The sequence below is a fragment of the Winogradskyella sp. HaHa_3_26 genome, from assembly GCF_019278425.1.
Classification (GTDB): Bacteria; Bacteroidota; Bacteroidia; order Flavobacteriales; family Flavobacteriaceae; genus Winogradskyella; species Winogradskyella undariae.
The window spans coordinates 3205282-3221461 of the sequence record NZ_CP058981.1 but is presented as its reverse complement, the minus strand read 5'-3'; the positions used below and the strand labels follow the sequence as shown (position 1 = coordinate 3221461).

Genomic DNA, 16180 nt, shown 5'->3' with positions numbered 1-16180 from the left:
TAAATTGATTTTAAAATAAATAGTAAAGCCGCTTATTAATAGAATTGGAATAAATACACTCCCTCCGTTAGCGACATGAGTTAGTGGTATAGTATAACATAAATAATGTGTCAGATGGAAAGCTAATCATTTAAAGGTGCTCAGCTTAGAAAGCTTAAGCACCCTAGAATTAAAATAAGTTAAAAGACGAATAACCTTACACTTACTTATTTTTTTCTTATTATTCTGCGCTTGTTTTTTAATAAAGACTTAAACATCTCATTTTTTTCTTTTGTATTGAAAAAGGCTTCAATTCGTTCTTTAAGCTGAATTTTATTGCCCTGTGTACACAATTCATTGTTCTTACAGAATTCAATTAATTCAAATTTCAACCAATGATGATGATGATGATGATGATGATGATGATGTTCTAATTTTTCTTTCACAACTTATCGCTTTAATTATTGTTATAGAGGATCTACAATAATAAATTCAGAACGTCTGTTTTCAGCGTGTTGTGCTTTAGTACATCCAGTAAAACAATCTACTTTAGGTTCTGTTTCACCTTTACCTTCACCTGTAATACGAGATGCGTCAATACCTTTAGAGATTACATACTGTACCGTAGTTTTAGCTCTACGATCAGAAAGACCTGTATTATAAGATTCAGGTCCTCTAGAATCTGTATGAGAGGTTGCATAAATTTTCATTTCAGGATATTTGTTCATAATCTGAACCAATTTATCCAATTCAAATGCTGCTTGTGCTGTAATGTTTGACTTATCAAATTCGAAGAAAATCGGAGCTAAATCTATTGTTTCAGCTAAGATTAATTTTTCGATAGGATCTAAAGAAATCTGAACATTGTTTTCTTCTTCGTTAGTTCCTTTGACTTGTACTTTTTTACTGTCAAAACCATCTTTCACAACTTCTAATTCTGTGTTTTCTTCACATTCTATCATGAATTCAACAAGACCTTCTGCGTTTGATGTTTTAGAAACAACCTTATTACCTTCTGCATCAAATAATGTTACTGTTGCACCTGCAATTGGCTCACGTGTTTTATCATCTAAAACTGTAGCATTAACTAATACATCACAAAGAGGTTGTAGTTTTTTAAATTCATAAATATCATCACTTCCTTTTCCGCCAGCTCTGTTAGAAGATACTAAACCTTGGTCATTTTCTTCGTCAATTATAAAGGCAAAATCATCAGTATTACTGTTTATAGGAACTCCAACATTACGAATTGTAGCCATTTTACCATCGATTTCTTTTGTATAAAACACATCTAATCCACCAAGACCTAAATGCCCGTTAGATGAGAAATATAATGTATTGTTACTACTGATATATGGGAACATTTCTTGTGCTTCAGTATTTACTTTTTGTCCCATGTTAACAGGTGCTCCTAAAGTACCATCTATATTAATAGGAGCTTTGTAGATATCAAAGTTTCCATATCCACCTGGCATATTAGAGGCAAAGTATATTGTTTTTCCATCGGCACTTACTGAAGGATTTTTTACAGAATAGTTTTCACTGTTAATAGCTAAAGGTTCTACAGTATCCCAATCATCACCTAATTTAGTGGCTTTAAATAAATAAAGTTGACTAAATCTAGCGCTGCTAATTGAATCTTTTTCGTAGTCTTTTTCAAAATAACTTTCTCTTGAAAAATACATTGTTTTACCATCTGGAGAAAAAGAGACTAAACCTTCATGGTATTTTGTATTGATCTCATCGTTTGCTAATGTAGCTTCTTGAGAAGTACCATCTGTATTTTTAGTAATGGTATAGATATCTAAAAACGGTTGATCATTCCAACCATAGTTTTTTCTATGATCATTACGACCAGAAGTAATGTATAATTTACCATCATTCGTTAGTCCACCAAAGTCTGACTGTTCAGAGTTATAATCTGCATTTTGCACATTAAACTTTTTACCTTGTTCTAAAATTTTAGGGAGGTAATCAGGGTTTGCTCTATAAGCTGTAGCTCTATTATCAGCAGGGCGCAAGGTTGCAAACTTATCCATTTGCACATTAGATGCTTCATACTTTCCATTAGCCTTAAGCATTTGTGAGTACTTAAAAACCATTTCAGGATCACTTGAAGTTCCTAAAGCTTTAGCATACCAGCGTTCTGCTTCTACGGTATTAAAAATGTTATAATAACTTTCTGCTAATTGTCCGTAAACATAGCTGTCTGCCTTTCCTTTTTCAACAAGCTTATTATAATCATCTACAGCCTTTACAAATTCGTAACGGTCAAAATGTTTATCTGCTTTTTTTGTGTCTTTGTTTTGAGCAGTTAAGCAAAAGCCACTCATCAACGTAATAAGTAATAATGTATTAAAGTTTTTCATAATTGTTTTAGCTTAACTGATTAAAAGTATCTAGGTGAACGAGAAACACGTTTTGGGAAATTAAGATCAAATAATAACATGATCTCATGAGATGCAGGCGCGTACGCTTTAATGTCTGATGTTATAGCATCGTATGCGTAACCAATTCTTACAGACGGTGTAATAGCAAAGTTTACTAAACCAGAAAACGAATCATCTAATCTGTAAGAAGCTCCTATTTCAAATTTCTTAAAGAATCTAGCATTTAAGTTAACATCAAAAGACGTCGGTGCATCAAAAGCAGATTTTACCATTACAGAAGGTTTAAGTTCTGTATTAGGTGAAATATCAAACACATAACCACCAGATAAGAAGTAGTGTTGCGTTTCAGATCCTATTTTATAACCATTTGCATCTAAATGCACTGATGATAATAAGTTAGGTGCAGATAAAGACACATAGTATTTATCGGTATAGTAAAATAATCCAGCACCAACGTTTGGAGTGACCTCATTAACATCTTGAGAAAAGAATGCATCAGTTGGATCTACAACATCTAAACTTGTTAAACCGATATCATGAAATGTAGCACCGGCTTTTACACCAAAGGCAAGGCGGTGTTCACCGCCAAGCTTTAGAGTGTATGAAAGATCTACATAAGCATTGGTTTCTGTAACTGGCCCAATATGATCTGAGATTAAAGACAGACCTAAGCCTAGGTTATTACCAAGTGGTGTATGTCCAAAAAATGTTCCTGTTTCAGGTCCCCCATCAATCTTAGTCCATTGATTTCTGTATAATAGTCCAAAAGAAAGATTTTCTTTTGATCCTGCATAAGCAGGATTTACGATGTTCATATTATACATGTACTGCGTGTACTGAGGGTCTTGTTGTCCGTGCATTTTAAATGCTAAAAGCAAGACCACTATAATAGTGAGTTTTTTCATTATAAGTATTTGATTCGATTAGTTTTTTATTTTGATTATCTGTTAATATAAACCCAAGCACTTTTAGATTTTGCTCCACCTTCATAAATAACGGTGTAGAAATAAGTGCCTACAGGTAAATCATCCCCATCGTTTGTTTGACCGTGCCACTCATTTCTATAATTATCTTTAGAATATACAAGTGTTCCGTATCTATTAAATATTTCTAGCTTAGTGACTCCAAAACTGCTTAAGTCAAAAGTATCATTTTGACCTGGTGTAACACCTGGTGAAATACCTTCTGGGAAAACACAAGTCTCTAACTCTATTATTGTAAACTCAGCAACACCTATACATCCTGTAGCATTAAATAGGACTTCAATCTCATATAATCCAGCTTCTAAAACAGGGAGAGTCAAACTAGTTTCATCAGCAATTAAACCACCATCTCGATACCAGCTTATAGACACTTCAGATAATGAATAATTTTCAGGAATGGCTTCAATATCTATGGGAGATGAAGCATTAGAACAGACTTCATAATCTACATCTGATGAAAAATTGGTTATCGGCTGATTGCCAATGATTAAATCAAAGCTATTGGTAACATAACAATCTGAGAAATCGACAGACTCTACTCTTACAAATAGAGTTTCACCAGTACTGTCATAAGAACCTGACAGTGCATTTGTAGCGGATATAGCTTCGGCTTCTGAGGTGTAATAAGACACATGATATTGAGAAGCTTCTTGACCGTTAAGAATTTCGAAATCATGATCCTCTAAATTAAAACTAGCAAAGCCATCATTATCAAAATCGCATGCTATAAAATCTACACTCAACGCTGTATGTGAGGGAGCTGTAGTCATTAGAGAAAATGAGGTTGTAGAAAAACATCCCGAATTATTATCTTCTATTCTCGCATAAACAACTTGAGGATTTGAAATGTTACTATAAACAGATGGTAATGGACTTAACTGATCTATAGCATCTTGTTCTGAAACATGATAGGTTATAGAATAATCTGAAGCATTCTGAGATCCTAAAATATAACTGTCATTCTCTTCAAGGTTAAATAGCGCTTGATTGGTTGTTGAACATTCTATTAAATCAATGGCTGGATTAGCGACTGGGACAGACAAAAACTCAACGACAATTTCATCACTAAGAATACAGTTACTAGAAAATATGACTTGCGCTGTATAGACTCCTGGTTCTGTAGCCGTTATAACAGATCCTGTAGCATCTGCAAGAAGTAACCCATTTTTAAACCAATAATGTTCAAGATTTGGCAAGTTGGTGTCTAAAACCATAGGTTCATTTAAACAACTTGCTGTACCTGCTTCAATAGTAATATCATCACCTAAGTCTAACTCTCCAATATCAAAACTACCTGACTTAAGAAAAATACCGGTATCGTATTGTGTATCTGTATCATCTGCTACAACCAATTTAATATGGTAGGTTTCCCCAATAACCACAGGAGATTGAGCTGTAAAAACAACGGTTCTACCATTAAAATTCATTGGTGGTAAATCTTCAGTGATGTATTCTCCAAAATACTCCTCATTAATCGCTGGACAAGACGCATTTTCTGGATGAATATTTGTTGTTAAAATCGGTGTTGTAGTCCCCGGAATAACAGCTAAATTGGTGGTATTGTTTTCTGCATCCGTTAAGAGAAAAGCAAAAGCATCCGAATACGTACACTCATCTGTTCCGCCTGTTGCGCCTGTGTATTCTTCTGAAGCCATCATAAAATCAAAACTGATAGTGTTTGATAATGGCACAAAATCAAATTCAATTATAGTTGCATTTCTAGAGGATACCCCTAAAAGATCGTCTAAATCAGAATCTCCAGGCCACGATGTTCCTCCCGAATTTATTAATTCATCATTGGGTCCTGCGGCCTCTACAACATGTCCTGTGCTTAATAATAGGCCTTGCTCAAAAGGAAAACCATCACCATCCATAGAGAAATAACCAATACCATTAGGCTGACTATCATTAAAATTAATACCTGTAGAATAAGTAATATTAGAGACTTGAGCACAGGGACTATTAAACAAGATATCGCGTACTAATTCGTCTACAGTATATACATTATCGCTTACTTCTATACTATTAAAACCTTTTCTTATACATAAATCAAAAGTGACGTTTTCATCTTCAGAGCCTGCTGAGAATACTCTAATATAGTAAGTGTCACCAATGGTCAATTGAGGGGTAACACTAGAGTTTGAATCTGAACAATACAATTCATTAAGACTCCCACAAGCACCTTCGTAAACGGCATGATTAAGACCTGAAGATACTTCGTTTTCTACAATATTTATAAACTCTATGATTTGAATATCATTTAAAGCGACAAACTGAAACCACACATCATCATCTGGGTCTCCTTCACAAGATGTTCCTGAGACATTAGATGGCGTTGCAGATAATATAGTCCCATAATTTAATAGCGTACAATCATCACCTGTATTTACTACTGCTATTTCTGCATTTAAACACTCATCATTGTCAGGGAGACAAGCTCTTACCTCTATGGGTAAACTATCATATACACAATTAATATCTTGATCATTACTTAAAGTATAGATGACATCGGTAAGGAAAGGAAATGGTCCTATTTGATAAGTTCCAACGGCATTTATAGTGGTCGTATTTAAATCTATGTTATTAGATAAAGTTAATGATGAAGCAGTACCTAAAGAGGTAACATTAACATCTAATAAAAACTGATCACCAGTATCACAATCATCTACTATTGTAAAGGTTGATTCTGAATTTGTACAGGTAGCACAATTAACGGTATAAGTAATACCGCCTCTCATAGGATCATCTCCATTAGCACAACTTGATGGTACAAAATCATCTGAAGCAACATAAAAAGAAATTCTATTTCCTGTAGACGTATAGGTCACACCTGTTAAATCACCTTCGTCTCCGAAAAAATAATCCTCAAAAGCAACTATAGAAGAGCCATCAGTATCAATAACAACCAATGGATCCCAGCCTTGTTGAACATAACCAGACTGAAAAGTTAATGTTAAAGGGGTACCATCTGTACTCGTAAAAGTAAATACTTCAGGATTAGTCACGCCTCCATCTCCATAACACAGTGACTCGACTAAAGGACCTGCACTACAATCTACTATAAAATTCGTTTGTATAGGCGTCGTAAAAGTTAAGGGGCCTGCCCAAATACTATTCCCATTGGTACAATTTGCTCTTACATATACTTCATACGCCGTTCCAAACAATAAATCATTTGCAATAATATTGGTTACTGTAGACACTATACCCGAAGCTGGAATACCAGATCCTGAAGGTTGTACAACATACTCCCAAGACGTTTCACTATCATTTGCGTCCCAATAAAAACTAGCGGATGCACTTGAAGCATTAGAATTCACATAGTTAAGAGATAGTGTTGGTGAAATACAAAATGTCCCACAGGTTTCTACACGGACTAAATCGATAGACATGTCTGCTCGACCACTAAAAGTAGCTCGTGTATTCTTAAATTCAAGATATATAGATTGTCCGAGATAAGCATCCAAATTAACACCTACCGGAACCCAAGCTTCAGAACTAGAAGTCTGTAATTCACCTGTCCATGTAAATACATTTGTAAAGGGACCCGAAATTGAAGTAGAAACCCCAACTTCTAATTCTCCCATATTATCACCATAAGCATGCAGATAAAAAGACAATTCTGCCCCATCTGTAGCTGTAGTAAGATCAATAACGGGACTAATTATTGATGATGAGGCCTGGTTAACATTACCTGATGCTTCATAATTCATATAATGTGAACCACTAAATGCTGAACTTGGCCCGGTTCCACTACTATCAGAATTACCTGGCACTTCCCAATTACCACCAATATTATTAGTTGTGATATCCCCTACCCATCCATCAGAATCATCAAATTCTTCTGTAAATACGTAAGTAGAATTATTAGAAGAACAAGACACCCCAACTGGTGAGGGTATGGTTTGACATAAAGCTATTGAACTCCCAAGCAAACAGAAAGCTAAAAAGGTCAGTTTGAAGATATTCTTTTTCATTTTATTTTTTATTTAATTCGATAAAAAAATTAGTCAATTTTTAAACAGACAACTGTTAAACCCTAAATCAATAAAAACAACAAAAGCCACATAGTAAAATTAAGTGGCTTCTGTATGCTTTAATAAATTTATTGTTTAATTACGCGTATCGTTTGCGTCACACTTTCAATAGTAACCTTAACAAAATAAGTACCAGTACTTAAGCTAGACATATCTAACTCACTTGCAATACTATTAGGAGCTGTATGTAACACCTTTTGCCCCAACATATTGTACACTATTATAGTTTCAATACTTTTTTGAGCATTCAATGACAACGTGTTTTTAACTGGATTAGGATAGTAAGTAAATGCAGATTCGTTAACCAGATCGTCAATACTTAAAGTAGCACAAGACACTGTGGCTTCCCAACCTGTTAAATTAGTATAAGGATTAGATCTAAACTCAATAGTTAAGGCTCCTGATGCATCTGTAGAGGTAAAAGAATCACCAACATGAAGTTCACTATCGGCTACAATTGTATTATCGCCATTACTACTGTCTTGCCCACACAATGTTTGTGCTAAAACAGGATAGGTGTTATCTGGCCCATTATAAATAGTTAAGTAGTCATAACAACCATCTTGCTCACCTGTACCAAAAGTATCAACCTCTATATCAACATATGTAAATGTAATAGTTACGGCTTCTCCGGCTGAATCTGGAAGAATAGTCGAAGACGAAAATTCAGATTCCGAATAATTACCATCGCTACCACCACCATCTACAAATATACCACCACAAGCTGGAGGAATAATTGCAGTTGCAAATGGATACGGACCTACCCATAAAGAAACACCATCTGTACCACAATCGGCCTGCACATAAACTTCGTAATGGTTATCAGCTGTTAAACCTGTAAGAGTATACGGATTTGTAACTCCTGTTACTGTTGCTACTCCTGTAGCTGTTTCACCTGCTGTTAAATTAACAACTTCAATATTCCAAGTAGTACCAGCACCATTAGCTGTCCACGCGACGTCTGCTGTAGTCAATGTAATATTAGATACAGATAAATCTGTAGGAGCCATACAAGCAGGCGCCTCTCCAAAAGTAACATCATCAATAGCAATATCATCGTCAACATCACCAGGGGCAATAACTTCAGAATATGTAAAACGCGCTTGTGCTGGTCCGGTAAACGTTAAACCACTAATGTCTAAAGTTTTCAATTCCCAACCTACTGTATTTGTATTATAAGTTGCCATTAGATTCCAAGCTGCACCATCCCAAACTTCAACATCTAGTTGTGCATTTTCTGAATCTTCAGAATTACTTATTTCATAAAAACTTAATGCTGGTGTTGTCAATGTACTTACATCTACAAAAGGACTCAACAAATATCTAGGACCATGATCCTGAGAAGCATCTGCTGCGGCATAGAAACCTCCTGTCGCTGTACTTCCTATTATGACACCATGATCACCAACATGACTTAATCCTGAATCTTGAAAAATCCAATCTTCCTCTCCCGAATCACTATACATTCTCCAACATTCTGGTATAGCACCACCATTATCAAAACCTTCTGTATATGGCGCTGTCAGAGCTTCACAATCAGTTATAATAGACACTGGTCCTATCCAAGACGAATTTCCATCGGTGGTACCACAATTGGATTGAACATAAAATTCATAAACGGTATTTGGCAATAAACCTGTTGCTGTATATGGGTTGGTAACTCCTGTTAGTGTTGCTACACCGGTTACTGTTTCGCCAGCAGTTATATTTACGATTTCAATATTCCAAGCTGCTGCACTACCTGTTTCTGTCCATGCCAAATCTGCTGTTGTAGCAGTAACATTTACAACTGATAAATCCGCAGGAAAAATACAAGGTATAGGGTTATCAAAAATTACATCATCAATAGCAATATCATCATCACTACCGCCATTAGGTTCTGAAAAAGTAAAACGAGCTTGTGCTGGTCCTGTATAGGTTAACGTACTTATATCTATTATTTTTAACTCCCAACCATCTGTATTGCTATCAAATGTAGCCATAAGATTCCATGTAGCTCCATCCCAAATTTCGACATCTAGTTGTGCATTTTCAGAATCTTCAGCATTACTAATTTCATAAAAACGTAATTCAGGCGTAGTTAATGTACTTACATCTACAAAAGGACTCATTAAATATCGAAGACCATGGTTACTAGACGCATCACAAACAGCATAATAGCCATCTGATAATGTACTGCCTGAGAGCTCGCCTCCATCGCCTACATGACTTGGACCAGAATCTCTAAAAAACCAATCTTCTTGTCCTGAATCGCTAGACATTGTCCAACAAGCTGGAATAGCTCCTGAATTCTCAAAATTTTGTGTGTAAGGTGCTGTAAAAGTATCACAAACCGTCGTAAACGACATTGGACCTCCCCAAATAGAAGCTCCATCAACAACACCACAATCGGCTTGCACATAAAATTCATATTGGGTACCAGACGCTAAACTAGTTGCCGTATAAGGATTAGTAACGCCACTGAATGTTGGAACACCAGTTACAGATCCTCCTGCAGTAACATCTACAAGTTCTATATTCCATGCTGAAGCTGTACCGTTCTCTGTCCAAGCTAAATCTGCTGTTGTAGTACTAATAGCATCTACGGTTAATTCTGTAGGTTCCATACATGCAGGAAATGTGTCATTCACAAAATTATCTACATACAACTCCCAATTATCACTTGACGTTGATTTAATAGCAACATAAATTGATTGCCCATTATAAGCAGATAGATCAAAAGTCACTTTAGTCCATTCATCAGAAGCATCGCCTTCTGGCTGTAGAATAACAGTAAAATCCGCAGCAGTAGCTGTGGCTGTAGACAATAATACTTCATAAGGGTCTAAAAACAAACCACTTCTCGATTTTACATAAAATGTTAACCTATCGTTTAAACCAGAAGTCACTGAAATTTGAGGTGTAACTAAGTAATCATCGTTAGCATCAGGATAGCCAGATCCAATCTTTGCTACGGAAGAACCATCTTGTGCACCATTTTCTGGTGAACCTTCCCAAACCCACGATGTTGTACTAGCAAAATCTAAAACAGTCCATGTCGCTGGTATTTCGGTTTCAAAGCTCTCTGTAAATTGAGCATTAGACTGCCAACAAAAAGCAATCATTAGAATAAATAGAAAAGTAATTTTTTTCATAAAGTCAAGATTAAATAGTTAGTGTTTTTTTAGAGTTTAAAAACGGAATCTTCTTAAAGAGGATTAAATATTTTAAACTTATGAAGCTCAAGTTGAACATTATCTTCCTTATTTTTGAATTTCAAGGGTTATCAAAAGGTAATCATGTTAAAATTTATAAAAAAAAATTAGCACAACAACCTGTAAAACAACTTGTTAACAAAATAAATAAATTACAGTAAAAAATGAATAGATATTACTAAATAAATGAGAATTAAGTAAAACTTCGAGCTTTTACCTGAATTTATCTTAAAAAAATAACAGCAACCAAAGTAGTACTTACCTCAAAAAAAATAATAACAAGCAAAAAAATTAACATATAAACGACTCTAAAAAACAAAAACATTAGAGTTCAATATAAGGCTTAAAAACACATTAATTTCAATAAAAAAACATTCCAAAATCATGATTATCACAAAAAAATCCATATAAATTTAAATGCCTTAATTATATGATAAACTTTCATTATCATTATAAGATTTAAATAATCTCTGAATTCAAAAAGAAAAATAACAACTCTTTTTTGGAGAAGAATTAGCATCTCAAACTAACAAAATCATAAAGTAATTATGTTTTTAAATACCTTAAAAAAATCAAGCATACTCTTTATTACCCTCCTTTTTGGTAACACATGCTATGCGCAAAATAATGAACCCTTAATTAAAATTAGTGATTTAGACAGTTTACACAATCAATTTTACGGACAAGCTTCTGAAGAAGCTTATTTTGTGCACAACAAACTTTTAAGACAATCAAAAAAACTCTCTTACAACCAAGGCATACTTTCTGCCTATAAGGCATTAATGTGGTATTATGGCGTAAATTCAAAACCAAATATTGATAGTGTTTTACATTATGCCGATCTTTTTGAAACAAAAATGGCTACAAAAAGTATAAAAGAAGATACCCTACTAATTAAAAGATTAAAACTTCCTCAATATTATTTAAATAAAGGGCAAATATTAGCTAATGGATTTGGATTGCCCGAACAAGGCTTAAAAAGCTATTTTAAGGTTTATCCATTAATTTCAAAGGGAGATACAAAATTATTTATAGCCTACAACATCTCAATCGCTGAAATTTACTACCACAAATTCCAATACGATAAAGCACTCGAAGTACTGACCCCGTTATTAAAAGATACTGTTAATGTAGGCGATTTTACAAAAAAGCTTTTATTAAAAAATATTTCTGCAAATTATGTTCACAAAAAAAGACCTGAAAAAAGCTATCCTTTACATGAAGAACTATTAAAATTAGCCATAAAAAATAATGACATTCCAGAAATCTGGTGGTCTAAAAATAGGTTAGCAAATGATTATTATAACTTAGGCGATATCCAAAAGGCCATTGACTCGGCCCTAGCTGTGAGAAAATATTGCTTAGAAAACAAAGACTATCAGCTTATTTTTAATAACACGGCTTATTTAAGCACATTCTATTATGCGGCAGGAAATCTTGATAAAGCAATTACCTACAGAAAAGAAGCCTCTAAACTTGCACATGGCTCTGAATATAAAAAAGATTCCTACGATAGACTGGCTGAATATTACACAGAGAATAAGCAATATTTAAAAGCTGTAGATATATATCAAAAAAAAGATGCATTAGTAGACAGTTTAAGATCTAATGAAAAAAAAGCGCTTTCCAATTATATTGACTCTAACATAAAACTCCTCAAAGAAAAACAAAAAAGTCAACAAATGCTTTTCGACATGGAGTTGTTAGAAATTAAAAACAAAAAACAGAAACTCTATTATTTAACTATTAGTGCCATACTTGCAAGTATAACTCTACTATTAGGAAGTATTCTATTATTTAGAAAATATAAAAAAGGAGAAAAAATTATAGAAGTTCTAATGAGTAATGAGAAAAAATTACTTGAAGAAAAAATTATACTTCGTGAAAACGAACTTGAAGCTTCTGCTATTGCATTATCACAACGTATAGAAACACTAACATTAATTAAAAACGAACTAAACGAAATAAAAAAACCAGTAATACCTAAGTTAGAAGCTGCTAAGCAAAAAGTAAACGACCTTATTAAATCTGCTTCTGATGTATCTATTATTACAAAAAGAATAGAATCTGAATACCCAACCATGTCGGCTAAATTACTAAACAAATATCCAAACCTATCAGATACACAAATTCGCTATTGCTTATTAACTAAAATGAATTTGTCTATAAAAGAAACGGCCACAATCTTAAATGTAACACCAGATACGGTAAAAGTAGCCCGAAGCCGATTAAAGAAAAAACTAAACATACCTACAGAGGTGTCCATTAAAATGTTCTTAGACCAACTCTTTAAAGAATAGCGCAACAACGGTTTAAAACGCTCCTTATCATATAAGTAATCTAAAAACCTTAAAAACCCATAACTTACACTTAACCAAAAAAATAAGCTACAAATAAACAAAACGAAGTTAATGGGATTAAAAAAAGATAAAGATTTTTAACAACTAATTGGTGGAGGTCCCTTTCGGTTTCACCTACAGCGACTTCTCACATATAAGCTAGCATAATATAAGGTCTTAAAAGTTCACCAAACATTCGCAACGCTTTCTTTAACCCTAATCTCATACAGATACGCAGAAATCTTGGAAAGTTAGGGTGTTCTAAGTGGTTTTATGGCGGGCCTTTTTACACACTACCACCAGCAAAAAAGAGCAAACCATCCAAAGTCCCCTTTTATCTAATAAATGAATTGTTATGCTCCTTAATAATTAAAATTTTAGACACGTCAACCTATGTCATAAAGTAGCTATAACATATCGTGGTAAATACCCAAAACTTTTTAGTATAATAAAGTAAATTAAGGAAGAATACCGATCTAGAATGGGTTAAAACTAGCCGACTATAAATCCAAATCTTACAGCTAGTAAACGATCACTTCACTTAACAACTAGAAACCAGACGTATAAAAAACAGTTCAATAAACAAACAATTCATTTGTAGGTATTTACAATAAAACAGCCCATTTTAAAATAATGTTCTAAAATTCAAATAAAAAACACAACCTAAATTGAAGAAATAACACCAACACCCGAAATCCAATTAAGAATTCTATAAAAATGAAAACCTAACAATGCACCACCGACACAAACAACCATTTAGCAACACTCCAAACAAGAGCTACGTCGGGTATGCGTCGGGTATACGTCGGGTGTACCTCGGGTAAGCCTCGGGTCAGACCACTAGTAATTTAAAAAGTCAGACATGTAAGAAACAAAAAACTAACAATTCTAATAACAGCCAACCACCAAAAACCGCATTAAAACCACATTAAAAACGCATTAAAAACGCATTAAAAACGAAAAAAGAACTAAAAAAGAACTAAAACAATAAGAACAATCAGGCACCTCTTAAACAAGAAAAAAGCTACAATAAAACAGGAATAAAACAAGAATGAAATAAGAATGAAGCAAGAATGAAACAGGAATAAAATAAGAGTGAAGCAAGAGAGAATCAAGAAGTTATAATAAATGAAAGACCTTTTTAAGAGGAATAAACTTACTAAAACCTCACAATCACCACCTATCCAACCAAATAAGCCACTAAAAAACGGAACTGAGTCAATAGATTAAAAAAAATATAAAGAGTTTTGAATCGCAATGAATAAATAAGATTCTAAACCCTAAAGTTTTCAAAATTTAACGGTGATAAACACAGCAACCATGAAAAATTATTACACTGTTTTGCTCATTATTGGTATCGCAACACTTCTAGCGAGTTTCCTTCCCATCTTATTAAAAAAATTCAGAATCAGTTTCACAATTCCCCTATTACTATTAGGAGCCATTTTGTATTATTTAAAAACCCCGCTCCCTTGGCCAAACCCCGTCTGGGATATTGATATCACTTTAAGGTTTTCAGAATTAGTCGTCATTATCAGCTTAATGGTGGCGGGTCTAAAAATCGGACTTAACTACTCATGGAGAGAGTGGCTTATGCCCTTACGTTTACTCGGCTTTACCATGCCTTTATTCATGTTGGTCGTCTTTCTAATCGCCTATTACCTTTTAGAGTTTGATGGGCCGGTGGCCTTACTATTAGCTGCGGTTTTAGCGCCTACAGACCCTGCTTTAGCGTCAGAAATACAACTCAATAAAAAACAAACTATCGACACTAAAAATGTAGGCGTTCAGTATAATCTTACCGCAGAAGCCGGACTCAATGACGGCCTAGCTTTTCCCTTTGTATTTCTAGCTATTGTATGGTCTCAAAACGGAACTTTAGGCATCCAAGAATGGAAAGAATGGCTGTGGTACTACATGCTTTTTAAAATTACCGTTGGGCTATTGGTGGGGGTCGCTATCGGTTTCGCCTACAGTTACTTCACATGTAAGCTAGCTAAATATAACCTCTTAAAAGTACACCAAGCATTCGTAGCGCTTTCGTTAACCCTAATTTCATACGGGCTCGCAGAGATTTTAGATGGCTATGGCTTTCTAAGTGTTTTTATGGCTGGCCTTTTTGCACACTACCACCAACATACTAAAAACAAAACAACTGAAAGCGACCCAAGCTTAGACTTCATCACTAACGTAGAAAAGTTTCTTATTATCTTTTGGATGATTTTCTTTGGGGGCTCTTTAGTCGGTGGCATCCTTAACTTCAACTCCATTGCCACAATAGCATTTGGTACTTTCTTAGTGTGCATTGCACGTCCCTTTTTAGGCTATTTTAGCTTGTACAAAGCTAAACTCACTTCTAAAAAAAAATGGGCCATATCCTTTTTTGGCATCCGCGGTATCGGTTCTGTGTTTTACCTCACTTATGCCATTAAACATGGTAACTTTAAAGATATCAATCACATATTCTCTATCGTCGCATTGATCATTTTACTATCCATTTTACTACATGGAGTCACAACAAAACGATTAATCTCTAAAATTGAAAAAGATTAAATAACAAATACAATAACCTAATGCACTAACTTTTAAATGATTTGAGCTAAAAACCCTATTCTATAGGTTGTACTTTTAGTCGGAATTTAAAGACTAACATAATGAAATACTTTTATAACATTTTTGCAATAACCTTAGTAACACTTTCTTTTTCTTGTAAAAATGAAACGTCAGAGAAAAGCATTCCAGAGACCAGAAACCCAATGAACGAAGAACTCACCGATACGCGGAACTATGAGTCGGATGGAAACTTCAAGGAAGACACTTATACCTACGAAGAAAAAACAGACAGTATAAACGAAAACTGGAACCTTAACAGCCCTGAACGTCAAATGGAACTCTATGCAAGGTTTAAAATGACCGATATGCAACAACAACGTTACGAAACAGCATTAACCAAATGGTGGGATTCTGAAACAGAGGATTCTTTCGAAAAACACTCTGCAAACAAACGTATTGAAGTCGAATCTAATATCTTAAAGAACATCCTTAATGAAGATCAGTACGAAAACTATGAAGAATGGGCTGATGATAACAATAAAAGATAGTATTGCCCAAACATTCAAAAATACCATTACCTAAAGGCTCTCTTCCGTGATTAATATAACAATTAGGATAAAGTTCGATTAAGGCTTTAAACTGTGCTTTATCTAAATACCTGGGTCTCTTTACAAAGTGAAGATAACGCTGTAACCTTTTTGTTCT

The 16180-nt window shown here is 34.3% G+C and carries 9 protein-coding genes; 4 read left to right on the top strand and 5 right to left on the bottom strand.

Annotated elements, in window-relative coordinates; genetic code table 11:
- Positions 1-206: 206 nt before the first annotated feature.
- The gene (locus tag H0I32_RS18145; protein WP_411292369.1) at positions 207-332 is read right to left on the bottom strand and encodes a hypothetical protein; all 126 of its coding nucleotides are present in this window, start codon (positions 330-332) and stop codon (positions 207-209) included.
- On the opposite strand from H0I32_RS18145, the gene H0I32_RS13900 reads away from it, so the two are divergent.
- Positions 323-466 carry a hypothetical protein gene (locus H0I32_RS13900; protein WP_179314404.1) on the top strand — a complete coding sequence of 48 codons (144 nt, stop codon included), beginning with the start codon at positions 323-325 and terminating at the stop codon, positions 464-466. The genes H0I32_RS18145 and H0I32_RS13900 overlap by 10 nt on opposite strands.
- Here H0I32_RS13900 and H0I32_RS13895 read toward each other — a convergent pair.
- The 4 genes from H0I32_RS13895 to H0I32_RS13880 form a co-directional block, all read right to left on the bottom strand.
- Positions 447-2348: an OmpA family protein gene (locus tag H0I32_RS13895; RefSeq protein WP_218747078.1), complete on the bottom strand. Its 1902-nt coding sequence runs from the start codon at positions 2346-2348 to the stop codon at positions 447-449. The genes H0I32_RS13900 and H0I32_RS13895 overlap by 20 nt on opposite strands.
- Before the next feature lie 20 nt (positions 2349-2368).
- Positions 2369-3274, bottom strand: coding sequence for a type IX secretion system membrane protein PorP/SprF (locus tag H0I32_RS13890; RefSeq protein WP_173588453.1), 906 nt, complete (start codon positions 3272-3274; stop codon positions 2369-2371).
- Positions 3275-3309: 35 nt separating this feature from the next.
- A complete protein-coding gene (locus H0I32_RS13885; protein ID WP_179314537.1) occupies positions 3310-7329 on the bottom strand; it encodes a choice-of-anchor L domain-containing protein in 4020 nt (1339 codons plus the stop codon).
- Positions 7330-7457: 128 nt separating this feature from the next.
- Complete coding sequence (locus H0I32_RS13880; protein ID WP_179314538.1) at positions 7458-10523, bottom strand: T9SS-dependent choice-of-anchor J family protein; 3066 nt, start codon at positions 10521-10523, stop codon at positions 7458-7460.
- A 608-nt stretch (positions 10524-11131) separates the two neighbouring features.
- On the opposite strand from H0I32_RS13880, the gene H0I32_RS13875 reads away from it, so the two are divergent.
- From H0I32_RS13875 to H0I32_RS13865, 3 genes are all read left to right on the top strand, one after another.
- Entirely contained in the window at positions 11132-12883 is a 1752-nt protein-coding gene (locus H0I32_RS13875; protein WP_179314539.1) for a tetratricopeptide repeat protein, read from the top strand.
- 1359 nt (positions 12884-14242) lie between these two features.
- The gene (locus H0I32_RS13870; RefSeq protein WP_173588449.1) at positions 14243-15475 is read left to right on the top strand and encodes a cation:proton antiporter; all 1233 of its coding nucleotides are present in this window, start codon (positions 14243-14245) and stop codon (positions 15473-15475) included.
- A gap of 101 nt (positions 15476-15576) precedes the next feature.
- Entirely contained in the window at positions 15577-16023 is a 447-nt protein-coding gene (locus tag H0I32_RS13865) for a hypothetical protein (RefSeq protein WP_179314540.1), read from the top strand.
- The last annotated feature ends 157 nt before the right edge of the window (positions 16024-16180 follow it).